Here is a 22131-nt window from a genome sequence, read left to right on the forward strand (position 1 = left end):
TATATTAGAAAAGGAAGTTGGCGGTTAAGATTTTTTATGAACTAGAAAATTAAAGTAAAAGCAGGAAAAACTGTTACCCTTTAGAATTAATATTAAGAATATTAATTTAGGTGAAAATGTTACAAAAATTAGAGAAGAATAATAAGGTTATGTAAAAGTATTAAAAATATAAACAAATTAAGCAATTTAATACCTTAATAAGGAAGTGATGCTGGGGTTTTATTCTGTGCAATTATTAATTCATAGTAAGGATAATTAAAAGGAGGAAGCTATTTTGAATAAGTTTGTCAATTTTTTAAGAGACTATTCCATACCTTTAATCGCTGGTGTATTTGTAGCTTTAATTTGGGCTAATACTGCACCAGAAAGTTATCACACTGTAATGGAAACAGAATTAATACTTGGAAAGGATTTTCATTTCCTTGTAAATGATATTTTTATGGCCTTTTTCTTCTCAATTGCAGCTGTAGAGATTGTCGTAAGTGTAATGAAGGGCGGAGCCCTAAACCCTGTTAAAAAAGCTATTAACCCATTATTTGCAACATTTGGTGGAGTTCTTGGACCAGTTGCGGTTTATTTCATTTTAAACCATTTCTTTGGTGCTCCAGAATTTGCTAGAGGTTGGGGTATTCCAACAGCGACTGATATCGCGCTTGCATGGTTAGTTGCTAGAGTAGTTTTTGGTGCAGGACATCCAGCAGTAAAATTCTTATTACTATTAGCTATCGTTGACGATGGCCTTGGTCTTGGAATTATTGCTATATTCTATCCGGATCCATTACATCCAGTAGCACCTATTTATTTATTAGGAGTGCTTGGAGCGATGGTATTAGCATTTGCTCTTAAAAAGATGAAAGTGCAAAGCTATCTCCCATATATTTTTGGGGCAGGTACCTTAAGCTGGGTATGTTTACATTATGCTCATTTACATCCAGCTTTAGCCTTAGTATTTATCGTACCATTTTTACCACATGATCCTAGCGAGCCAGATAGTTCATTAATGAATTTTGAACATGCCTTTAAGCCATTTGTAGACTTTGGATTATTTTTCTTTGGACTTTCAAATGCCGGTGTGGAACTTTCAGGTATTGGCGCATTAACTTGGATCGTTCTTTATGCCTTGATCTTTGGTAAAGTAATTGGAATCTGGGGAATGGCAAATATTGGAAAAATGCTAGGATTCCCTTTACCAGATGGTATGGGTCAAAAAGAATTAATTACCGTGGGTGTAGTAGCTGCAATGGGATTAACAGTTGCTTTATTCGTATCAGGAGCAGCCTTTGTAGACCCAGTAATTCAAGGAGCAGCGAAAATGGGAGCCTTATTTAGTGGATTTGTTGCTATTTTAGCTGTAATTGTAGGTAAGGTATTTAATATTAAAAAAATAGAAGAATAGATAAATTAATGAATAGATAAATTAATGAAAGCTATAAGCAGATACTACCTAGTAATTAGGTGGTTTCTGCCTTTTTTATGCTATAATTAAGAAGCTTAGGCAAATAAAAGTTCTAAGGAGAAAGTGAAAATGGGAAACTATAAAGATATTAACGAAATACCACGTTATGAACAAATAGCAGTTGATTTAGCCACAAAGGTTGCGCATCGTGATTATCCTGAAGGAACAAAGCTCTATGGTCGTTCTACCCTTGCTGGACAATATAATGTCTCACCAGAAACTATTAGAAGAGCCGTTGCTTTATTACAAACTATGAATATCGTAGAAGTAGTGACAGGTAAAGGAATAATTGTTAAAAATCATCATGCAGCTCTGCAATATATTGAGAGTTTTAAACAAAGAAGAGCATTAGCAGAAGCACAAGAGGAATTTTCAAAGCTTTTAAAAGAGCGAAGAGAAATAGATATAGCAATTGAACAGCAAATTAAAAAAATAATGAATTTTAGCTCTCGTTTGGTTAATATTTTGCCAAAGGTAGAAGAAGTCGTTATCCCTGAAGATTCTCTTTTAGTGGGTAAAAGTTTAGTAGAAGTTGATTTTCGTAGTAAAACTGATGCTACCGTTTTATCAATTGAAAGAAATGGAGCTGAGAATTTCTCACCTGATATCAATATGCTTTTATTAGAGGGAGATGTGTTAGTGTATATTGGCCCTGAAAACTCTAAGAAAAAGGTTGAAAAGTTTGTTAATGCGTAAAATAATTTATACATCCTAAATCTTTGGGATGTATTTTTTTATGTTATAATAAATGAAAATTTGAAAAATATAATTTGGTTGGTGAAAATTTTGCAAACATATTACTGGAAGACATCAGTAAAGGATCCAGATGAAAGTAGTATAGAAATAGCAGCAGATTTACTAAAAAAAGGAGAAATTATCGGTTTCCCTACTGAGACTGTGTATGGCCTCGGAGCCAATGGTCTTGATGAGAAAGCTATCGAAAAAATATACAGGGCAAAAGGCAGGCCCAGTGATAATCCTTTAATCTTACATATAGATTCTGAAGAAATGTTAAAAACTTTAGTCACTACGATTTCAGCTGAAACTAAAAAAATTATCAGGGAATTTTGGCCAGGTCCTTTAACCTTAGTATTACCAAAATCTAAAATAGTTCCTTCCATTATAACAGCAGGATTAGACACGGTGGCGGTAAGAATGCCAGCCCATAAGGTTGCGTTAAAATTAATTAAAAAAACAGGATTACCCATAGCGGCGCCAAGTGCAAATTTGTCAGGAAAGCCTAGTCCTACAACAGCAGAGCATGTATGGCATGATTTAGCAGGAAAAATTGCAGGAATCATTGATGCAGGCCCTACGGGTATAGGTGTGGAATCAACGGTATTAGATTTAAGTGGGGAAATACCGACAATTTTAAGACCAGGAGGGGTTACTAGGGAGCAGCTCCGCTCTTTAATTGGAAGAGTAGAATATGACCCCGCCCTAAAGAATAAAGATGAACTTCCAAGATCTCCAGGAATGAAATATACCCATTATTCTCCAGATGCAGAAGTGATTTTAGTTTCGGATATTGCGAAATTACACGATTGTGCCCAGGAAGATATATCTAAAGGGTTAAAAGTAGGCTTGATGATTTCTGAAGAAGGTCATAAGGAAATAAAGGACAATATAAGTAAAGAAGTAAAAATAGAGAAATTAGGCTCAAGGAAAAGGTTAGAAGAAGCCACAGCACAGGTTTATGGGGCACTAAGAAAATTAGATGGGGAAAAGGTAAATATTATTTATGTAGAAATGTTCCCAGAAGAAGGAATTGGAGTAGCCTTAATGAATAGATTAATAAAAGCTGCAGGGGAGAAACAAGTATAAATAATTTTGGGTTTTTAACATACACTATGCAAGAGACTATTTCTAGGAGGTAACTATGGATTTACCAGCAATTTTCATCGTATCTATCGCCCTTGGAATCGATGCATTTTCTCTTTCTTTAGGAATTGGATTAAGTGGAGTAAAAAGAAAGCAAGTTTATTTAGTTTCTATTGTAGTAGCTATTTTTCATATAATTATGCCTTTAATTGGTTTATATTTAGGCATGACTTTAGGAAACTTTGTAGGGCCAATTGCAGGAAAGATTGGTGCTTTAGTTTTAATTTTTATCGGAGCCCAGGCTATCTGGAAAAAATGGCGTTCTCGTAATGAAGCTGAGAATAATAGTATAATATCTATAAATCATCCCTTAGGTTTAATCTTAATGGCGATTAGCGTATCTCTTGATGCCCTTACGGTAGGATTTGGCCTGGGTACTCTTAGGGTAGATTTAACCTTAACCGTAATAATTATGGGAGCAGTAGCAGGAATCATGACCTTTATGGGATTAATCTTTGGGAAAAAGTTAAATCATAGCTTTGGAGAAAAGGCAGAGTTAGTAGGAAGTCTTATTTTAATTATTATTGGAATAAGGTTATTATTTTAATTAACGACAGGGGGTATAAATATGAAGAAAGTTTTATTTATTTGTACAGGTAACACCTGTAGGAGCAGTATGGCAGAAGCAATTGCAAAAAAAATAATTTCAGAAAATGCAGAATTTGAAAATATATTAGTAGCTTCTGCTGGTGTTTATGCCCTAGCAGGAGATAAGGCAAATGATCACGCGATTATAGTTGCTCATGAAAATGGAGCAAATTTAGAGAATCATATGGCCCAATTACTTAGTCACGAATTAATCAAAGAAGCAGATTTTATTTTTACAATGACAAGCTCTCATAAAGGACAAGTCCTAGCTATGTATCCTGAAGCAGAGCATAAGACGTTTTTATTAAAGGAATATGCAAATGACCCGACCCTTGAAGTAATGGATCCTTTTGGACAATCTTTAGAGGTATATCGGCAAACTTATCAGGAATTAAGTAATTTAATTTCGGAAATTCTGCCTAAGGTTCAGGGGCTTTAAAGGAAGAAAGGTGAATTTATTATAGGCGCTACGCACGCTCGGTCAAAAAAAGGAAGGAGCTCCAGTAATTGCAGGAAACCCTTAAACTCGCTATCGCTCAAACAGTAAGGGCTTCTTATCTGCAATTACCTCCGCTCTTTTTATTTAATCTCGCTAATAGCTTCGCTTATAATAATAAATTCACCTTTTTATAATTGGAAGCTTGTTTCAAGTTCATTTTTGTATAATAACTTAGTTTTTACAGTTTACCTTTCTAAAGGTTTCTTAGATGATTACTAAGACTATTTGTTATTATAAGTGGAAAAATTGCGAGTTCAAATCAAAAAGCGTAGGTAGCTTTAGATAAGAATGGATCCGCTGTTTGAGCGATAGCGAGTTCGGGCCATTCCTAAAGCTATCGGAGCTTATTCCGTTTAACTGTCCGAGCTTTTTGGAACGTTGATAACAAATTGTCTTTCCTTTTATTTAAACTTAGGCAGGATAATTCGTGTTATTATGGTAATATATATAAACAATATTAGGAGTGATAAAATGAAAGTAGCTTTAGGATCAGATCATGGTGGCTTTGCTTTAAAAGAAGAAATAAAAAATACTTAGAAGAAAAAAACATAGAATATAAAGATTTTGGCACAAATAATACAGATTCATGTGATTATCCGGATATTGCCTTGCCTCTTGCAAATGAAGTTGCGGCAGGAAATTTTGACCGTGGCATTTTAATTTGTGGCACAGGTATTGGTATCGGCATAGCAGCTAATAAGGTAAAAGGTATAAGGGCAGCTTTATGTCATGACACTTTTTCGGCACATGCTAGTAGAGAACATAATGACGCTAATATTCTAACAATGGGTGAAAGGGTAATCGGAAAAGGATTAGCTATGGATATCGTTGATATTTGGCTACAGACCGAATTCACTGCTGGACGTCATCAAAATAGAGTAGATAAAATTTCAGAAATTGAAAAGGCTTAAAATTTACAAGTAGGGGTTATTAACGTTTAAGTATTTGAATTTTCAAGTATTTAGATGTGTAGTTTTGGAGTTTGTTTTAAAATTAATAATTATTTTACGGGGGTGTACCAAATGATTGACTTAAAGGCAATTGAGGAAAATACCAAAAATGCTGTAGAGGAATTATTAGAGGTAGCAAAATTAGAAAAAGGACAAATTTTCGTGGTGGGTTGTAGTACCAGTGAAGTGGCAGGGTCACATATTGGGTCATCAGGGAGCCTGGAAATTGGCGAGGCAATTTTTAATGGATTATATCCTCCTTTAAAGGAAAGAGGAATCCACCTAGCTGTACAGTGCTGTGAACATTTAAATAGAGCATTAGTAGTGGATAAAGAAATGGTAGAAAAGTTTAATTTAGAACAAGTAACTGTTTTCCCTCATCAAAAAGCAGGGGGATCCTTTGCCACTTATGTATTTCATAAACTAGAAAATAGCGTGATGGTTGAACATATTAAAGCTCATGCAGGAATTGATATTGGAGATGCGTTAATTGGAATGCATTTAAAACATGTAGCCGTTCCTGTAAGATTAAAAGTAAAAACAATTGGTGAGGGACATGTAACAGCAGCACGAGTACGTCCTAAATTAATTGGAGGCGAAAGAGCTAAATATTGTTTATAGGTGAATAATAATTTAAAAGAGGTGGATAATATGGATAGTATTAAAGAATTTATAGCTCCTTTAGATCCTGAAGTAGCTGAAGCGATCAAAAAAGAAGAAAAACGTCAGTTCGAGAAAATTGAGTTAATTGCATCAGAGAACTTTGTAAGTGATGCTGTAATGGCTGCGCAGGGGTCTGCATTAACTAATAAATATGCAGAAGGTTATCCAGGAAAAAGATATTATGGTGGATGTGAACATGTTGATGTCGTGGAAGATTTAGCAAGAGATAGAGCTAAAAAACTATTTGGTGCTGAACATGCAAACGTTCAACCACATTCAGGGGCAAATGCTAATACAGCTGTTTATTTTGCTATGTTAAAGCCAGGGGATACAGTTTTAGGTATGAATTTAAGTCATGGCGGACATTTAACTCATGGTAGCCCTGTAAATATCTCAGGAGTATACTTTAATTTCTGTGAATATGGTGTAAGTAAAGATAATGAAACAATTGATTATGAAGAAGTTTTAGCAAAGGCTAAAGAAGTTAAGCCTAAAATGATAGTAGCAGGAGCTAGTGCATATGCTAGAACAATTGATTTTGCTAAATTTAGAGAAATAGCTGATGAAGTAGGAGCATATTTAATGGTAGATATGGCTCATATTGCTGGTCTTGTAGCAGCTGGACTTCATCCAAACCCAGTACCTCATGCACACTTTGTAACTACTACTACTCATAAAACCTTAAGAGGACCTCGTGGTGGTATGATTCTTTGTAAAGAAGAGTTTGCAAAGCAAATTGATAAGGCAATCTTCCCTGGAATTCAAGGTGGACCACTTATGCATATAATTGCTGCAAAGGCAGTAGCTTTTTACGAAGCTTTACAACCAGAGTTTACTAATTACCAAAAGAGAATAATTTCAAATGCTACAGCTTTAGCTAATGCATTAAAAGATAATGGTTTTAGAATTGTTTCAGGTGGTACAGATAATCACTTAATGTTGATTGATCTTCAAGATAAAGGTTTAACCGGTAAAGAAGCCGAAAAAATGTTAGATGAAGCAGGAGTAACAGCAAATAAAAACACTATACCTTTTGATCCACAAAGTCCATTTGTAACAAGTGGTATTAGAATTGGAACCCCAGCTGTAACTACAAGAGGAATGGGACCAGAAGATATGGTGAAGATAGCTGAAATCTTTAATTTAGTTTTAATACAAAAGGATAATGAAAAGGCTAGCAAAAAAGTACTTGAGCTTACATCAGGCTTTCCATTATTTAAATACTAATTTATAATAGACATAATCTTGGTTTTTCAAAATAGGAGGCTTTTTTTAATGGCAAAAGTACATATTTTAGATCATCCCTTAATTCAACATAAACTTACATTTATTAGAGACAAAAATACAGGTTCAAAAGAATTTAGAGAACTTGTCGAAGAAGTATCTATGCTGATGGCTTATGAAGTTACACGTGATTTTGCACTTAAAGATATTGAAATCGAAACACCAGTTACGACAACAAAAGGACAAGTAATCGCAGGACGTAAAGTAGTAATTGTACCAATTTTAAGAGCAGGAATTGGGATGGTTAGCGGAATGGTAAATCTTATTCCAGCTGCTAAAGTAGGACATATCGGTTTATATCGTGATCCAGAAACATTACAGCCTGTTGAATATTATTGCAAACTTCCATCTGATTTAAATGAAAGAGAATTAATCGTTATTGATCCTATGCTTGCCACAGGTGGATCAGCTTCAGCTGCAATTAAATTTTTAAAAGATCGTAAAGTAAAAAATATAAAATTAGTATGCTTATTAGCAGCTCCTGAAGGAATTAAAAAGGTGCAAGAAGAACATCCAGACGTAGATATCTATTTAGCAGCAGTAGATGAAAAGCTAGACGATCACGGATATATCGTACCAGGCTTAGGCGATGCTGGAGACAGGCTCTTTGGTACAAAGTAAGGAGAGAAGGTAATGCGTCCAAGCTGGAATGAATATTTTATGGAGATTACCGAAGTAGTAGCAAAAAGATCAACATGCCTGCGGAGAAAAGTAGGCGCAGTTTTAGTAAAAGATAAAAGAATTTTAGCAACGGGCTATAACGGAGCTCCAAAAAAACTGGAGCACTGCGAAAACCTAGGCTGCCTGAGAGAAGAAATGTCAGTACCTAGTGGACAGCGACACGAACTATGTAGAGCCATCCATGCCGAACAAAACGCAATAATCCAAGCAGCTACTCATGGCATTCAAATTGAAGGAGCAATCCTTTATAGCACAACATTTCCCTGCGTTTTATGCAGTAAAATGCTGATAAATGCCGGAATAACAAAAATAGTTTATCAAGGAAACTACCCCGATGAACTAGCAAAAATACTCCTAAAGGAAGCAGGAGTAGAAATCGAGCATTATGAAAAAGATCTTAAACCATAAACTATAATAAACAAAAGCTATATCAAAAACGAAAAAACGAAAATAAAAACAAAAACAAAAACGAAAACAAAAACAATAACAAAAAAAGAAAACAAAAACAAAAATGGCAACAAACAAAATAATTAATACCTACAAAATATTAAGGACAAATAGGCTTTTACCGCGCACCAGCAAAGTAAAAGCCTTCCTTGACCCTAATACTAATCGAGTGCGAGCAAAATCAGGTTAAAATTTATTTACATAAAAAAGAAAAGGTAATTTATTATCATAAACGGAAAAATTGCGAGTTTAAATTAGTTAAAGTTTATTTACTATAAAAGAAAAAAGGTATTTTATTATCATAAGCACAGCAATAGCGAGCAAAAACTGGTTAAAGTTTATTTACATAAAAAAGAAAAGGTAATTTATTATCATAAGCGGAAAAATGGCGAGCTTAAATAAAAAAAGCGGAGATGATTTCAGAAAAGAATGAGTCCACTGTTTGAGCGATAGCGAGTTTGGATCATTCCTGAAATTAGCGGAGCTTATTCCTTTAGCATGTTTGAGCTTTTTGGAGCGTTGATAATAAATTACCTTGATCCCTTATTAACCACCCCCTTACTAATTTACATCAAGTTAGTGATAACAACCAACTTATGTATAACATTAGCTAATGCTTTTCATAACAGAATCAATTATACCTGTTAGTGAAAATACTTTGCAAAAAGAACTTCTTTTAAAAAAGGATTTTTCATAACCTAGGTAGAAACCATATATAAATTAGTTATAAGCTTCTTGAATATAGTCATAAACAAAAATCATAATTCACGGCCTAATTTTTTTGCATAAAATTATCACTATCATACGCATAAAATTTTTAACACTTATGATAATATTTATGAATGACTTAATAGGATAAAAGTATTATAATAATGATAGCAACTTACAACTTATGAGGTGAGTGAAGGTGGGCAAGAAACCCCAGTCTTTCAAATTTATCTACTATGGAATGACCTTTGGGATGACGATGGTGATTAGCCTATACCTAGGATATAAAGGAGGAACATGGTTAGATAATTATTTTGGGACTAAAACCATATTTTCTTTACTAGGAATTCTTTTAGGGATAGCTGTTACGTTTAAGAATTTATGGGAAACCTTAATGGATATGAGTAAAGATAAAAATGAAATTAATAAAGATAAAGATAAAGATAAAGATAAAGATAAAGATAAAGATAAAGATAAAAATAAAAATAAAAGATAAAGATAAAAATAAAGTGAGCAAAGTTAAAAGTTAAAAGTTAAAAGTTAAAATTTAAGAAAAAAGGTCTTAGCTGGTGATTATATGATTTTTGCAGTAGTTAAAGGATTTTTATTAGGCTTACTAGTTAGCATCTTTAACCATTATATAGTTATAAGAGTGGCAAATAGAATGACTAGTGAGAATATTCATAGTTTCAAAGGTAAAGTAGTTTTTAGGTATTTGATTCGTTATGCTACTAATTTACTAGCTCTTTTCTTAGTTTATAAAAATATGCCGATGTTAATTGCTACTGCAATCGGATTAACCTCGGTGAAAAATTATTTATATATAAAATACATTTTAAAAAAGGAAGGGGGGGAATAATTTATGGAACATGGCCCAGGATCACTTTTTCATATTTTTGGTTTTAATATAACTAGTGAAATTACTACTATGTGGGGAATTATGATTTTTCTTATAATAATTTCATTAGTAGCAACCAAAAATTTAAAGCTAGTTCCATCAGGATTACAAAATATTATGGAATATGGGTTAGAAACCCTCTTAAACTTTTTTGGTGACTTAATGGGAGAAAAAAATGCCAGAAAGTATTTACCGTTACTTGCTAGCTTTTTTATCGTAATTTTAATCTCTAACTATTCTGGCTTGTTACCTGGATCAGGGCATATCGCTGGATTAAAGGCACCAACAAGTAATATTAATACAACAGTTGGTTTAGCTTTAGTGGTTTTCTTCACTTCTCATTTTATGGGAATAAAAGAAAAAGGATTAGGATATTTTAAGCATTTTATTGAGCCATTTCCTTTATTATTACCACTAAATCTAATTGAAGAACTAGTTAAACCCTTATCGTTATCTCTTCGTCTTTACGGTAATATTTTTGGTGAAGAGATGGTAATTGCCAGCTTATTTGCAATGGTACCATTAATAGTACCATTACCAATGATGCTGCTTAGTTTATTATTTGGTTTAATCCAAGCTTTTGTGTTTACGTTACTTGCTGCTATTTATATTAATACGGCAACAGCAGGACACTAAGCTATTTAGGTAGTAAAAATTAAAATTAAGTTAAAGATTTGGAGAAGGGGGGTTATTTTAATGAGTATAGGAGCTGGTTTAATCGCGTTAGCGGCTGCTCTTGCTGTAGGTTTAGGAGCAATCGGACCTGGTATTGGTCAAGGTAATGCAGCGGGAAAAGCAATGGAGGCTATTGCTCGTCAACCTGAAGCAGTAGGTGATATTCGTACTTCTTTAATTTTATCTTTAGCATTCATGGAAGCACTAACAATCTATGGTTTATTAATTGCGTTCTTATTATTAGGTAAGATTGGTTAGTAGTTTCAAACAGGGCGATTGGAGAGATTCCAATCGCCTCCATGATATTTTTGGGTCTTTGTGAGAGGAGGTTAGGATGTGGATCTTAGTTTAAATGAGATCATAATGGCAATGGCAAACTTCCTGCTAATGGTTGTCATTTTAAATAAATTCTTATATAAACCCATTGTCAAGGTATTAGATGAGAGAAAAGAATCTATTCAAGGCAATTTAGATGAAGCTGAAAAAACTAAAACTGATGCCGAAGGAATTAAAAAAGAATACCAAGAACAATTAAAAAGCGCTCGTAAAGAAGCCCAAGACATTATAACAAAAGCTACAAAATTAGGTGATGAAAGTAAAGAAGATTTACTTAGACAGGCTAAAATTGAAGCTGATAAAATTTCTCAAAGGGCAAAAGAAGATATTGAAAGAGAAAAAGGCAAAGCTATTTCTGAGGTAAGAGATGAGGTTGCTAACTTATCTATCTCAGTAGCTGAAAAGATACTTGGGCAAAAACTTGAAAAGAAAAATCACGAAAAAATGATACATGATTTTGTTAAAGAGGTAGGCGATTCCAAGTGAAAAATAAAGCTGTAGCACGTCGTTATGCCCAAGCCTTATTTGAAATTGCTCAGGAAAAAGAAGCCATCGATCTTTACGAAGAAGAATTGAAATTTATAATCGAGGAAATAAAAAATTCTAAAAACCTAGAACTTACTTGGGTTAATAAAGAAATTGTTACTGATGAAAAAAGAAACATTTTTAAAGAAATTTTTGGTGATAAAGTATCAGAAATTATTCTTAATACTCTTTTCGTATTAATTGATAAACATCGTGAATTAATTTTAGAAGGAATTCTAGAAGTTTATCAGCAATACGCAGATGAATCAAGAAATATTCAAGATGCAGAAGTTTCATCAGCAGTGCAATTAACGGATAAAGATTTTAATGAATTAACAGAAAAACTTTCGGCTATGACAGGAAAAAACATCCGACTTACAGTAAAAGTTGATCCTTCAATAATTGGAGGATTAGTAGTAAGAATTGGAGATAAGGTCATAGATGGTAGCGTTGTAAAACGTTTAAGCGTAATGAAAAAACGTATGAAAAATGCACAGTTTTCGCGGATTGGAGTGAGGGACTGAAATGAGTATACGACCAGAAGAAATAAGTTCTATTTTGAAAAAACAAATTGAAAATTATAGTGAACAGGTTGAAGTTTCTCATGTCGGTACTGTTATACAGGTTGGTGACGGTATTGCCCGTGTATATGGACTACAAAATGCTATGGCCGGAGAACTCTTAGAATTTACTGGCGGCATTTATGGGATGGCTCTTAACCTAGAGGAAGATAATATAGGTTGCGTTATCTTAGGACCTTTTACCCAAATTAAAGAAGGGGATGAGGTTAAACGTACAGGAAGAATCGTGGAAGTTCCAGTTGGAGATGCCATGATTGGTAGAGTTGTGAATTCTTTAGGCCAACCGATAGATGGTAAAGGACCTATCGACACTGATAAATTTAGACCAATTGAAGCAAATGCTCCTGGTGTAATTTACCGTAAATCTGTACATCAGCCCCTCCAAACAGGTTTAAAAGCAATTGACTCAATGGTTCCAATTGGTAGAGGCCAGAGAGAATTAATTATCGGAGATAGACAAACAGGAAAGACAGCAGTAGCAATTGACACAATGATTAATCAAAAGGGTCAAGACGTAATTTGTATTTATGTTGCTATCGGACAAAAAGCATCAACAGTAGCAAGTGTTGTTAATAAATTAGAACAAGCTGGTGCGATGGAATATTCAATCATTGTAACAGCAACAGCATCTGAACCAGCACCGATGTTATACATAGCTCCTTACTCTGGTTGTGCTATTGGAGAAGAATTTATGTATAACGGTAAAGATGTCCTAATAATTTATGATGATTTATCAAAGCAAGCAGTTGCTTATCGTGAATTATCACTATTATTAAGGCGTCCGCCAGGTAGAGAAGCATATCCTGGGGATGTATTCTACTTACACTCTCGTTTACTAGAAAGATCGGCTAAACTTAGCGATGATTTAGGTGGCGGTTCGATGACTGCTCTACCTATTATTGAAACTCAAGCAGGAGACGTTTCGGCATATATTCCGACAAACGTTATTTCAATTACAGATGGTCAAATTTTCTTAGAAGCAGATTTATTTTTCTCAGGTGTTAGACCTGCAATCAACCCTGGTATATCAGTATCAAGGGTAGGGGGATCTGCTCAAACTAAAGCAATGAAAAAGGTAGCAGGACCACTTCGTTTAGACCTTGCGCAGTATAGGGAACTTGCAGCTTTTGCACAGTTTGGTTCTGACCTTGATAAAGCAACAGCAGCTCGTCTAAATCGTGGTGAAAGATTATTAGAAATTTTAAAGCAAAAACAATATCATCCAATGCCAGTAGAAGAGCAAGTATGTATTATTTATTGCACGGTTAACGGACATATAGATGATGTTCCAGTAGAAAAGGTAAAAGGATTTGAAGAGGGATTCTTAAAATCCCTCAGAAATTCAAACTATAAAGAATCAGTACTAGAAGATTTAAAGAAAAATGGTGCTTTAAATGAGAAATCAGAAGCAGCATTAAAGCAAGCAATAAAAGAATTTAAGGAAACCTTCCTAGTGTAATAATCTAACCCCTAAGTGAAGGTGGTGAATATAAATGGCAAATTCCAGAGATATAAAAAGAAGGATTAAAAGTATCCATAATACGCAGCAAATAACTAAAGCTATGAAAATGGTTGCAGCTTCTAAATTAAGAAAATCACAAGAATCTGTACTCCTAGCGAGACCATATTCAGAAAAGTTAAGAGATATATTATCAAGGATTATGTCAGCAAATATTGATTTAAATGATCCCTTATTAGAAGTAAGGCCAGCTAAAAAGATAGCTTATGTGGTTATTACTGCTGAGCGAGGGCTTGCAGCGGGTTATAATATTAACCTTATTAAAAAAGCTAAGCAAGAAATTGATGGTCATAGCGATAAAGAAGTAAGCATTTTAACCGCGGGTAAAAAAGGTAAAGCTTTCTTTGAAAAAAACAACTATCAAATAGATACAGACTTTGGTTCTATCAGTGATATTCCCACTTTAAATGAGGCAAAGACTATTGCAAGAAAGATAAAAGAGGATTACAGTAATGAGAATTATGATGAAATTTATTTAGTTTATACTAAATTTGTTTCGGTTATAAATCAAGTTCCACAGGTGACAAAATTATTACCAATTGATACTGAAATAGAGGGAGAAGAAACCCCAGGTGAATTGGATTATATTTTTGAACCTAATACTGAAATAGTATTAAATCAATTACTACCTCTTTATTTGCAAAACCAAGTTTTTGGTGCCTTAATGGAAGCTAAAGCAAGTGAACATGGCGCGAGAATGACGGCGATGGATTCGGCGACTAATAATGCTGATGATATGATTGATAGCTTAGAGTTAACTTATAACAGAGCTCGTCAAGCAGCAATCACAAATGAAATCTCCGAAATCGTTGCAGGTGCAAATGCTTTACAAGGTTAATTGGGGTAGCTGACTACTAATAAAGGAGGTAAGACGGTCATGAACTCAGGAAAAGTAGTACAGGTAATTGGTCCGGTTATAGACGTTGAGTTTGCTCCTGGAAAATTACCTGATATATATAATGCGGTAGTTATTCGTACAGAAGATCAAGAAAACAAGGACTTTGAAATAGACTTAACATTAGAAGCTGCCCAACATTTAGGAAATAATACCGTTCGTTGTGTAGCCATGTCTTCAACTGATGGATTAGTTAGAGGCATGAAGGTTATAGATACTGGTAAGCCAATTTCTGTGCCAGTTGGAGAAGGAACATTAGGCAGAATTCTAAATGTTACAGGGGATGCCATAGACGAGAGGGGCCCTGTAAAAGCTGATGACAGTTGGTCAATTCATAGACCTGCTCCAAGCTTTGAAGAGCAAAACCCAGCAACTGAAATTCTAGAAACAGGAATTAAGGTAATCGACTTATTAGCTCCTTACTCTAAAGGTGGTAAAGTAGGATTATTCGGTGGTGCGGGTGTTGGTAAGACAGTTTTAATCCAGGAATTAATTAGAAATATAGCTCACGAACATGGTGGATATTCAGTATTTGCTGGTGTTGGAGAGCGTACTCGTGAAGGTAATGACCTGTGGCATGAGATGCAGGATTCTGGCGTTATCGACAAAACTGCCTTAGTATTTGGTCAAATGAATGAGCCACCGGGGGCTCGTCAAAGAATAGGTTTAACAGGACTTACAATTGCGGAATACTTTAGAGATGTGCAAAAGCAAGACGTACTTTTATTTATAGATAATATTTTCCGCTTTACTCAAGCAGGATCTGAGGTTTCTTCATTATTAGGTCGTATGCCATCTGCCGTTGGTTATCAGCCAACACTTGCAACAGAAATGGGTAATCTTCAGGAAAGAATTACCTCAACAAAGCAAGGGTCAATCACATCCGTTCAAGCTGTTTATGTTCCAGCGGATGACTTAACAGACCCAGCACCAGCAACAACATTTGCTCACTTAGACGCGCAGACAGTTCTAAATAGAGCAATAACGGAACAAGGGATTTATCCGGCAGTCGACCCATTAGACTCAAACTCTAGAATATTAGATCCAGATATAGTAGGGGAAGAGCATTATGAAGTAGCAATCAAGGTGCAAGAAGTACTACAAACATATAAAGAGTTACAAGATATTATCGCTATTTTAGGTATGGATGAATTATCTGATGAAGATAAAATCACTGTAGCTAGAGCACGTAAAATTCAAAGATTTTTCTCTCAACCATTCTTCGTTGCAGAGCAATTTACAGGATTTCCAGGGAAATATGTACCTGTAAAAGAAACTATTCGTGGTTTCAAAGAAATCTTAGAAGGTAAACATGATGATTTACCAGAACATGCATTTTTATTCGTAGGAACTATTGATGAGGCAGTCGAAAAAGCGAAAAAAGGTTAGGAGGGGTAACAGATGAGTGAGAAGGTTCTCAAATTAGAAATTGTTACTCCTGAAAAAAAGGTTTTAAGTAAAGATATTGAGTCCTTAATCGTACCAGGAGTAGAAGGATATTTAGGAATTTTACCTAATCATGCTCCTTTAGTTGCTGGCCTTAAAGTAGGTGCTATAAGTTATAAAGAAGCAGGAAAAACTGAGCAAGTTGCTGTAAGTGGTGGCTTTTTAGAAGTTGCCAAAAATCAAGCTACTATCTTAGCTAGTACGGCTGAATTTGCTAAGGATATTGATGTTGAGCGTGCTAAAGAAGCTAAGCATAGAGCAGAAGAAAGATTAAAACAAAAAGATAATATCGATGTGCACAGAGCAGAATTAGCTTTAGCCAGAGCCTTAGCACGTTTAAAGGTTAGTGGAAGATCATAAGCAGAAAAGGTGAAAAAGATTATAAAGGATTAAATTATAGTCAGAAATTAAAGATCAGTCACAAACTAAAGCTAGAGCTAAAAGTAAATTTAAATTATAGTTTAAACAGTAATTTAAAATAAAGCACCGTAATCTTAATTTAAGATTGCGGTGCTTTTATGCGAGGCATATCGTAGGAAATAGAGTGTATGAGAATATCTTGTATAGGAATCGCTAAAAAAAGCAACTAAGTACTTAGTTGCTTGGTTATTTAATTACGGAGCTATTTAGTTAGTTACATATATAGTTATTTAGTTACATAGTTACTTAGTTACTTAGTTACTTAGTTACTTAGTTACTTAGTTACTTAGTTACTTAGTTACATAGTTACTTACTTAGTTACTTCTAGATCTACGCTTACATTAACTTTGGCCTCAAATGTCCTCGCCCACGGCAATTTGATCTCTGAGTCAATTTTCTTGACAATAAAATTAATTTCCCCGATGGAATACTCTCCTAAAAGCTGCTTAGCTAATTCTTGTTGATAAGGGATAAATAATTTTTGTAATATTTCTTCTGTTTGTTGTTTATGGTTTTCTAAGCTAAAAGGATCTAACCCTTGTGCTTTTAAGATTTCATTAAGCTCAGATTGTAAAATTCCTTGAAAAATAAAGTCTTCTGCAAATCTGAGGTATTTAAATTCAAGATATGATTCTAAAGCTTTTATTTTAGCTTCTTTGGTATAGTGTTTGTAATTATCTTTTAAATGTTGATAGAAATAAAAATGAGCTAGTTCTGTGCCAATAGTATTACTTGCAGTATTCCAACCGGCATAGCCCTCAATATTTTTCAGAAGATTCTCTTCGATTAAATCAAGATAAAGATCAGAATCTCCTCTATTAGTGTAAACTACATCCATAATGCCTAAATATCCCGTGTGACGTGCAATTTCCTGTAAAAGAAAATCCCTTTTTTCTAAATCATTATAGACAATTTGGTTATTATTAATGACTATTTTATTAGCTTTAGAATAATTTACCTCAGCAGTATTAAAATTATCTTTTGGATTATTAGAGCTAACTTCTTGATGATTAGAATCTAAATTGGTTTCAACTTCTAAGAATTTCAATTTATTATTGACCACGTTTTCTAAAGTAATGGCTTCAAAAGGTAAAAATTCTTTTTTAAGTTCTTCATTTATATAGTTAAGTTTAAACGTTTCTTGGGGCTTGGCTAAATAAAATTTAGTTAAAGCTAATAAAGTAAGTTCATCTGCTCCGTAGACAAAGTGGACATTTCCGCCAAAATCCTTTTCTAGATCTCTCACCAGTTTATTGGTTAATCCATATTCCTCAGCATCATCTTGTCCTATTAAATAAGTATCAAATATACCCTCTTTAGCGAGGCTTATTAACTGTGTAGTTAAGTTTTGGGCATTTTCATAAATGCTTAGATATTCAGAGAGAACACTACTTGGTATATTTTTAGGAGGTGCAATTTTTTCTCCTTGTATATAGGCCTTATCAAGCTCACTAGCATAATGACTTAAGGGCCATTTATATTCCCACATATCTGTAAATTGGCTAGGTAGTAATCTCGGTAAAATAGTAATGACCATAATATTATGATCTGGATGTTTTCGGCAAAAATCCTCTAACCGTTTCAAATCATCATTAAGGGTATTGTATGAATCAGGATTTCTGGACTCAATTAAGCCCCCATTAAAAAGTTCTGTGGTGTTAATAATTATATTATCCGTTTCCTCAGCTTTATATGCAAGCCATTGCCAAAGTTGCTCTTTATTAGCTTTTTCTAAATAGTTATCTAAATCTGAATAAGGAATACTAATCTTAAGGTTCCCCATTGTCCCTAGGATTTGGGCATATTGGGTATTGCATGGTCGACTATCTAAAGGAATTAGAGCGATTTCCACTGGCTTTTTTGGAAGTAAACAGTATAAAGAAACGATTGAAAAGATAAGTATTAGAGGTAGTAAAGTTATTAAAAATTTTTTTTTCATATATTTTCTCCGATATTAGAAATTTTAGGAATAATACTCAATATTTTGGTCAATTATATAAAGGATAATCATATTTAAAGGAGTTGTCTAGCATGAAAGCTTATTCCTCGGTTGCAGCTGTAATTGCAATTATAATTACCTTAATTATACCTACATATGAAAGTAGTAAAGTAAACTCAGACTATTATGACCTAGCTATGCAAGGATTTCTAAAATCTGATGCAGATTTACAGGTATTAAATATCCAAACTTGGACAAAAATAAGAACAGGCGCCTTAACGGAAAATGAATTATTAGATATTCATGAAGAAATCATATCATCTTTAGGACTAAGTAGTAACCCTGAAATAGATAATATTAATCCAGGATTTTTAAATATTTTTCAAAAGGAAAAGATCTCGGAAGATATTTATGTAGAAAGCTCGCTCCAAAGCCTTAGTAATGGGGAGGGCGAATCAGGAACTTATCTCGGAATTTTAATTTTTACAAAGGATTTTAGCACAGGCAGGGCTTATTATGATAGAATAGATACGGCTCTATCTAAATTAAATATTAAAAGTGAAATCGGCATTACTGCAACAGGAACATACGATGGTAATTTAGAAAGTAGCCAAAGTGAAAAAAGGATAAAAGAAATCTTTACAGCTATTAATGCGAAATCTCAGGAAGGGATAAATTCAGAAGGATTATTAAGCGTAAGTGGATATAGTGAGGGTTGCCCAGATTATCTAAGCGTTAATGGAAAGAAAATTAATATCAATATAGCAATGCGCTATCATTCTATTGATAATCAAACATATATTCATGTAGGTGCCCCCTTAATTTATGAAGAATATTAGAATATATAAAGGTGAATAAAATTTCTGAACTAGGAGAAAAAACCTTGACAGAAATGTTAGCTTTAAGCATTATTTAAGAGACAAAAGTTTTATCAGTTTTAAATATACCCAATTTTAAAGGTGGAAGGAGGTGCACCCTGTAACAAGACCCGTGAATAATTTTATTGGTTTTGTGATCAGGACTTATAAGTTGGAGAAAATCATTGTTACTGGAGGCGCATGTTTAAACGGAAACATAAAAATAAGTGGAGCTAAAAATGCCGTTTTACCTATAATTATAGGTACAATTTTATCTCCAGGAAAAAATAAAATTCTAGATGTTCCCGATTTATCTGATGTAGATATTTTAGTAGAGGTTTTACACATCTTAGGTGCTAAAGTAGAAAGAAATGGGAATGCTTTAGATATAGATAGCAGTAATATAACTTGTTTTGAAACTCCTTATGAATATGTGCGTAAAATGAGAGCATCAATATTAATCATGGGACCATTACTTGCAAGATTAGGTAAGGTTAAGATTTCTATGCCTGGAGGATGTGCAATTGGGACTCGCCCGATAGATCTACACTTAAAAGGTATGGAAGCCTTAGGAGCTACCATCAATGTAGACCGTGGTTATATAGAAGCTACAGCAACTAAATTAGTAGGGGCTAAAATATATTTAGATTTTCCAAGCGTAGGAGCAACAGAAAATATTATGATGGCTGCTACTCTAGCAGAAGGGACAACTATTATTGAAAATGCTGCTGAGGAGCCAGAAATTGTTGACCTAGCAAACTTTTTAAATAGTATGGGTGCATCAGTAATGGGTGCAGGGACAAATGTAATTAGAATTAAAGGTGTTAAACAATTACGTGAAACAACTCATACAGTAATACCAGATAGAATAGAAGCAGGAACCTTTTTAGTAGCTGGTGCAATTACAGGTGGAAATATCCTTTTAGAAAATGTTATTGCAGACCACTTAAAACCTGTTATCGCAAAACTTCAAGAATGTGGTGTAGAGATTATTGAAGAAGGCGAAGGCTTAAGAGTAATAGCTCCTCAAAAGGTAAAACCAGTAGATATTAAAACTCTTCCATATCCAGGATTTCCAACTGATATGCAGGCACAGTTTATGGTTTTATTATCAAAAGCATTAGGCACTGGCGTAGTTAGTGAAACTGTTTTTGAAAATAGATTCATGCATGCAGATGAGTTAAAAAGAATGGGTGTAGATATTCGCATAGAAGGACGTAGTGCGATTATCGAAGGTGGCAAAAAAATTACAGGCTGTCCAGTAAAGGCAACAGATTTAAGAGCAGGAGCAGCCCTAATTATAGCTGGTTTAATAGCTGAAGGAGAAACTGAAATTACTAATACTTTTCACATTTATCGCGGATATGAAAATATCGTAGATAAATTCAGATCTCTAGGGGCAAAAATCAGAGAAGAATAAACCTGAAAAAATAAAACAACATAAGTCAGTAAACTAAAAAATCGGGTTTCCCGATTTTTTTTATTTCTATTAGTCTTGTTCTTTTTGTCCTTTTCCCTTCATAAGTTTAAGGAAGAGTTGAAGCAAGTTCTTAATTCAGGTGGAGATTTTTTCACTCCACCTGAATTCTAGAACTGCAAATGCATGACTTAGTTGGCGTTTGACTACCACCTAAGGGGGTGGGAGACTTACGACAAGTTAGTCAGGTTAAAAAGGAGGCGTGACTTTTGCGCAGAATGATACTGATTAGTTTTATATTATTGATTGCATCTATTGTAATTATCCCTGCCTGTACTACCCTTCTTACTTCGGGAGGAAAATCTAATGAAAATTCTAAAGATATAGAAGAATATGATGATAAAGCAATTAATGTTTTTAATCATCAAACTGAAGAATTAATGCACATGAAATTAGATGAATATTTAGTGGGAGTTGTAGCCGGAGAAATGCCTGCTTCTTTTGAATTAGAAGCCTTAAAAGCTCAAGCAGTAGCAGCTCGAACTTATGCTTATCGAAGAATTATTCAGCCGGATCAAAGGGTGAAAAAAATTAATGATAAAGCTGATGTTATTACAAGCCCTGATATTTGCCAAGCTTGGACAGGTGATGATGGTTTACGAAGAAACTGGGGTACAGAATATGCAGAAAAGAGAGAAAAAATTGAAAGAGCTATTATAGAAACTAAGGGACAAATCATAGTATATGATAATAATCCAATCGATCCACTTTATCATTCTACTTGTGGTGGATATAAAACAGAGGCAGCTGGAGAAGTATGGAGTAATAGCTACCCTTATTTAGTGAGCGTCGATTGCACAAATCATAAAGACAAACATTATCAAGATACAAAAGAAATTAATATTTCAGAATTAGATAAAGCCTTAGAAATTAATTTTAAGGCAAAACCAGAAATAAAGATTTTAACGAAAACAGGTACAGGAAGAATTAAGACCCTGCAAATAGCAGATAAGGAGTTTAAAGCTACAGATTTAAGAGTAAAATTAGGACTTAAATCTACTTGGTTTACCTGGAAAATAGGAAGTGAAACTGTATCCTTTACCACACGTGGTTTTGGACATGGGGTAGGACTGTGTCAATATGGGGCAAATGATTTAGCTTCTAAAGGGAAAAAATACGATGAAATATTGAAAAGATATTATAAAGGGGTAGAATTAGTTAGTATTTTTGATTAAATAAGTGAGGAAAAAGGTAATTTGTTATCAACGCTATGCACGCTCGGGCAGGTAAAAGGAATGAGCTTCAGTAGCTTTAGGAATGGATCGAACTCGCTATCGCTTCGCTTATGATAACAAATTCCTTTTTAAATAATATAATAATAAAAATCACCCTTACGTTTTGTACATATAAAAATGTAAGGGATTTTTTATATGCACTTATACAATATTTCACTTATTTCTAACTAT

General features: G+C 34.0%; 23 protein-coding genes and 1 pseudogene. 23 read left to right on the forward strand and 1 reads right to left on the reverse strand.

The annotated features are described in order from the left end of the window. The first annotated feature begins 271 nt into the window (after positions 1-271). The 20 genes and pseudogenes from B8965_RS05335 (at position 272) to B8965_RS05430 (ending at position 16392) form a co-directional block, all read left to right on the forward strand. Entirely contained in the window at positions 272-1396 is a 1125-nt protein-coding gene (locus tag B8965_RS05335) for a Na+/H+ antiporter NhaA (protein ID WP_200805881.1), read from the forward strand. A gap of 129 nt (positions 1397-1525) precedes the next feature. Further along, positions 1526-2152 carry a GntR family transcriptional regulator gene (locus B8965_RS05340; RefSeq protein WP_084052824.1) on the forward strand — a complete coding sequence of 209 codons (627 nt, stop codon included), beginning with the start codon at positions 1526-1528 and terminating at the stop codon, positions 2150-2152. 81 nt (positions 2153-2233) lie between these two features. After that, entirely contained in the window at positions 2234-3280 is a 1047-nt protein-coding gene (locus tag B8965_RS05345) for an L-threonylcarbamoyladenylate synthase (protein ID WP_084052863.1), read from the forward strand. 55 nt (positions 3281-3335) lie between these two features. Beyond that, positions 3336-3884, forward strand: a complete 549-nt coding sequence (locus B8965_RS05350; protein WP_084052825.1) for a manganese efflux pump MntP — start codon at positions 3336-3338, stop codon at positions 3882-3884. A 21-nt stretch (positions 3885-3905) separates the two neighbouring features. Continuing rightward, the gene (locus B8965_RS05355) at positions 3906-4364 is read left to right on the forward strand and encodes a low molecular weight protein arginine phosphatase (RefSeq protein WP_084052826.1); all 459 of its coding nucleotides are present in this window, start codon (positions 3906-3908) and stop codon (positions 4362-4364) included. 531 nt (positions 4365-4895) lie between these two features. Continuing rightward, a pseudogene (gene rpiB, locus B8965_RS05360) lies at positions 4896-5335 on the forward strand (ribose 5-phosphate isomerase B). A gap of 111 nt (positions 5336-5446) precedes the next feature. After that, positions 5447-5995 carry a TIGR01440 family protein gene (locus B8965_RS05365; RefSeq protein ID WP_084052827.1) on the forward strand — a complete coding sequence of 183 codons (549 nt, stop codon included), beginning with the start codon at positions 5447-5449 and terminating at the stop codon, positions 5993-5995. A 30-nt stretch (positions 5996-6025) separates the two neighbouring features. After that, on the forward strand, positions 6026-7264 hold the full coding sequence (gene glyA / locus B8965_RS05370; RefSeq protein WP_084052864.1) for a serine hydroxymethyltransferase: 1239 nt from the start codon (positions 6026-6028) through the stop codon (positions 7262-7264). Between the two features lie 48 nt (positions 7265-7312). Continuing rightward, complete coding sequence (gene upp / locus B8965_RS05375) at positions 7313-7942, forward strand: uracil phosphoribosyltransferase (RefSeq protein WP_084052828.1); 630 nt, start codon at positions 7313-7315, stop codon at positions 7940-7942. Positions 7943-7954: 12 nt separating this feature from the next. Next, entirely contained in the window at positions 7955-8410 is a 456-nt protein-coding gene (locus B8965_RS05380) for a deoxycytidylate deaminase (RefSeq protein WP_084052829.1), read from the forward strand. 946 nt (positions 8411-9356) lie between these two features. Beyond that, positions 9357-9653 (forward strand): AtpZ/AtpI family protein, encoded by a 297-nt coding sequence (locus B8965_RS05385; RefSeq protein ID WP_084052830.1) that lies wholly within the window; start codon positions 9357-9359, stop codon positions 9651-9653. Positions 9654-9734: 81 nt separating this feature from the next. Continuing rightward, a complete protein-coding gene (locus B8965_RS05390) occupies positions 9735-10016 on the forward strand; it encodes an ATP synthase subunit I (protein ID WP_084052831.1) in 282 nt (93 codons plus the stop codon). Positions 10017-10019: 3 nt separating this feature from the next. After that, on the forward strand, positions 10020-10691 hold the full coding sequence (gene atpB, locus B8965_RS05395) for a F0F1 ATP synthase subunit A (protein ID WP_084052832.1): 672 nt from the start codon (positions 10020-10022) through the stop codon (positions 10689-10691). 60 nt (positions 10692-10751) lie between these two features. Then, a complete protein-coding gene (gene atpE / locus B8965_RS05400) occupies positions 10752-10988 on the forward strand; it encodes an ATP synthase F0 subunit C (protein WP_084052833.1) in 237 nt (78 codons plus the stop codon). Between the two features lie 78 nt (positions 10989-11066). Continuing rightward, positions 11067-11552: a F0F1 ATP synthase subunit B gene (gene atpF / locus B8965_RS05405; protein WP_084052834.1), complete on the forward strand. Its 486-nt coding sequence runs from the start codon at positions 11067-11069 to the stop codon at positions 11550-11552. Continuing rightward, positions 11549-12115: a F0F1 ATP synthase subunit delta gene (locus tag B8965_RS05410; protein ID WP_084052835.1), complete on the forward strand. Its 567-nt coding sequence runs from the start codon at positions 11549-11551 to the stop codon at positions 12113-12115. The genes atpF and B8965_RS05410 overlap by 4 nt, the downstream gene beginning before the upstream one ends. 1 nt (position 12116) lies before the next feature. After that, positions 12117-13631, forward strand: a complete 1515-nt coding sequence (gene atpA / locus B8965_RS05415; RefSeq protein WP_084052836.1) for a F0F1 ATP synthase subunit alpha — start codon at positions 12117-12119, stop codon at positions 13629-13631. A 34-nt stretch (positions 13632-13665) separates the two neighbouring features. Continuing rightward, positions 13666-14529, forward strand: coding sequence for an ATP synthase F1 subunit gamma (gene atpG, locus B8965_RS05420; protein ID WP_084052837.1), 864 nt, complete (start codon positions 13666-13668; stop codon positions 14527-14529). Positions 14530-14568: 39 nt separating this feature from the next. Next, positions 14569-15975: a F0F1 ATP synthase subunit beta gene (gene atpD / locus B8965_RS05425; RefSeq protein WP_084052838.1), complete on the forward strand. Its 1407-nt coding sequence runs from the start codon at positions 14569-14571 to the stop codon at positions 15973-15975. A gap of 12 nt (positions 15976-15987) precedes the next feature. Next, on the forward strand, positions 15988-16392 hold the full coding sequence (locus tag B8965_RS05430; protein WP_084052839.1) for a F0F1 ATP synthase subunit epsilon: 405 nt from the start codon (positions 15988-15990) through the stop codon (positions 16390-16392). A gap of 370 nt (positions 16393-16762) precedes the next feature. Here the strand turns inward: B8965_RS05430 and B8965_RS05435 are convergent, their stop codons facing one another. Further along, positions 16763-18391 carry a DUF4127 family protein gene (locus tag B8965_RS05435; RefSeq protein ID WP_084052840.1) on the reverse strand — a complete coding sequence of 543 codons (1629 nt, stop codon included), beginning with the start codon at positions 18389-18391 and terminating at the stop codon, positions 16763-16765. Between the two features lie 92 nt (positions 18392-18483). Here B8965_RS05435 and B8965_RS05440 point away from each other — a divergent pair, with 92 nt between their 5' ends. The 3 genes from B8965_RS05440 to spoIID all read left to right on the forward strand — a co-directional run bounded on the left by B8965_RS05440 (position 18484) and on the right by spoIID (position 21900). Continuing rightward, positions 18484-19230, forward strand: coding sequence for a YwmB family TATA-box binding protein (locus B8965_RS05440; protein ID WP_084052841.1), 747 nt, complete (start codon positions 18484-18486; stop codon positions 19228-19230). Between the two features lie 190 nt (positions 19231-19420). After that, positions 19421-20668 (forward strand): UDP-N-acetylglucosamine 1-carboxyvinyltransferase, encoded by a 1248-nt coding sequence (gene murA / locus B8965_RS05445; protein ID WP_084052865.1) that lies wholly within the window; start codon positions 19421-19423, stop codon positions 20666-20668. Between the two features lie 275 nt (positions 20669-20943). After that, entirely contained in the window at positions 20944-21900 is a 957-nt protein-coding gene (spoIID, locus tag B8965_RS05450) for a stage II sporulation protein D (protein WP_084052842.1), read from the forward strand. Positions 21901-22131: the final 231 nt, after the last annotated feature.

The organism is Desulfonispora thiosulfatigenes DSM 11270, assembly GCF_900176035.1.
GTDB lineage: Bacteria > Bacillota > Peptococcia > Peptococcales > Desulfonisporaceae > Desulfonispora > Desulfonispora thiosulfatigenes.

What these genes read in the sequence shown, in the direction of transcription:
- B8965_RS05435 (WP_084052840.1), bottom strand. Translation starts at nt 18,391, where the DNA reads ATGAAAAAAAAATTTTTAATAACTTTACTACCTCTAATACTTATCTTT.
- atpE (WP_084052833.1), top strand. Translation starts at nt 10,752, where the DNA reads ATGAGTATAGGAGCTGGTTTAATCGCGTTAGCGGCTGCTCTTGCTGTA.
- atpD (WP_084052838.1), top strand. Translation starts at nt 14,569, where the DNA reads ATGAACTCAGGAAAAGTAGTACAGGTAATTGGTCCGGTTATAGACGTT.
- B8965_RS05355 (WP_084052826.1), top strand. Translation starts at nt 3,906, where the DNA reads ATGAAGAAAGTTTTATTTATTTGTACAGGTAACACCTGTAGGAGCAGT.
- spoIID (WP_084052842.1), top strand. Translation starts at nt 20,944, where the DNA reads ATGATACTGATTAGTTTTATATTATTGATTGCATCTATTGTAATTATC.
- atpG (WP_084052837.1), top strand. Translation starts at nt 13,666, where the DNA reads ATGGCAAATTCCAGAGATATAAAAAGAAGGATTAAAAGTATCCATAAT.
- B8965_RS05365 (WP_084052827.1), top strand. Translation starts at nt 5,447, where the DNA reads ATGATTGACTTAAAGGCAATTGAGGAAAATACCAAAAATGCTGTAGAG.
- atpA (WP_084052836.1), top strand. Translation starts at nt 12,117, where the DNA reads ATGAGTATACGACCAGAAGAAATAAGTTCTATTTTGAAAAAACAAATT.
- B8965_RS05440 (WP_084052841.1), top strand. Translation starts at nt 18,484, where the DNA reads ATGAAAGCTTATTCCTCGGTTGCAGCTGTAATTGCAATTATAATTACC.
- B8965_RS05340 (WP_084052824.1), top strand. Translation starts at nt 1,526, where the DNA reads ATGGGAAACTATAAAGATATTAACGAAATACCACGTTATGAACAAATA.
- B8965_RS05350 (WP_084052825.1), top strand. Translation starts at nt 3,336, where the DNA reads ATGGATTTACCAGCAATTTTCATCGTATCTATCGCCCTTGGAATCGAT.
- glyA (WP_084052864.1), top strand. Translation starts at nt 6,026, where the DNA reads ATGGATAGTATTAAAGAATTTATAGCTCCTTTAGATCCTGAAGTAGCT.
- upp (WP_084052828.1), top strand. Translation starts at nt 7,313, where the DNA reads ATGGCAAAAGTACATATTTTAGATCATCCCTTAATTCAACATAAACTT.
- B8965_RS05430 (WP_084052839.1), top strand. Translation starts at nt 15,988, where the DNA reads ATGAGTGAGAAGGTTCTCAAATTAGAAATTGTTACTCCTGAAAAAAAG.
- atpB (WP_084052832.1), top strand. Translation starts at nt 10,020, where the DNA reads ATGGAACATGGCCCAGGATCACTTTTTCATATTTTTGGTTTTAATATA.
- B8965_RS05380 (WP_084052829.1), top strand. Translation starts at nt 7,955, where the DNA reads ATGCGTCCAAGCTGGAATGAATATTTTATGGAGATTACCGAAGTAGTA.
- B8965_RS05390 (WP_084052831.1), top strand. Translation starts at nt 9,735, where the DNA reads ATGATTTTTGCAGTAGTTAAAGGATTTTTATTAGGCTTACTAGTTAGC.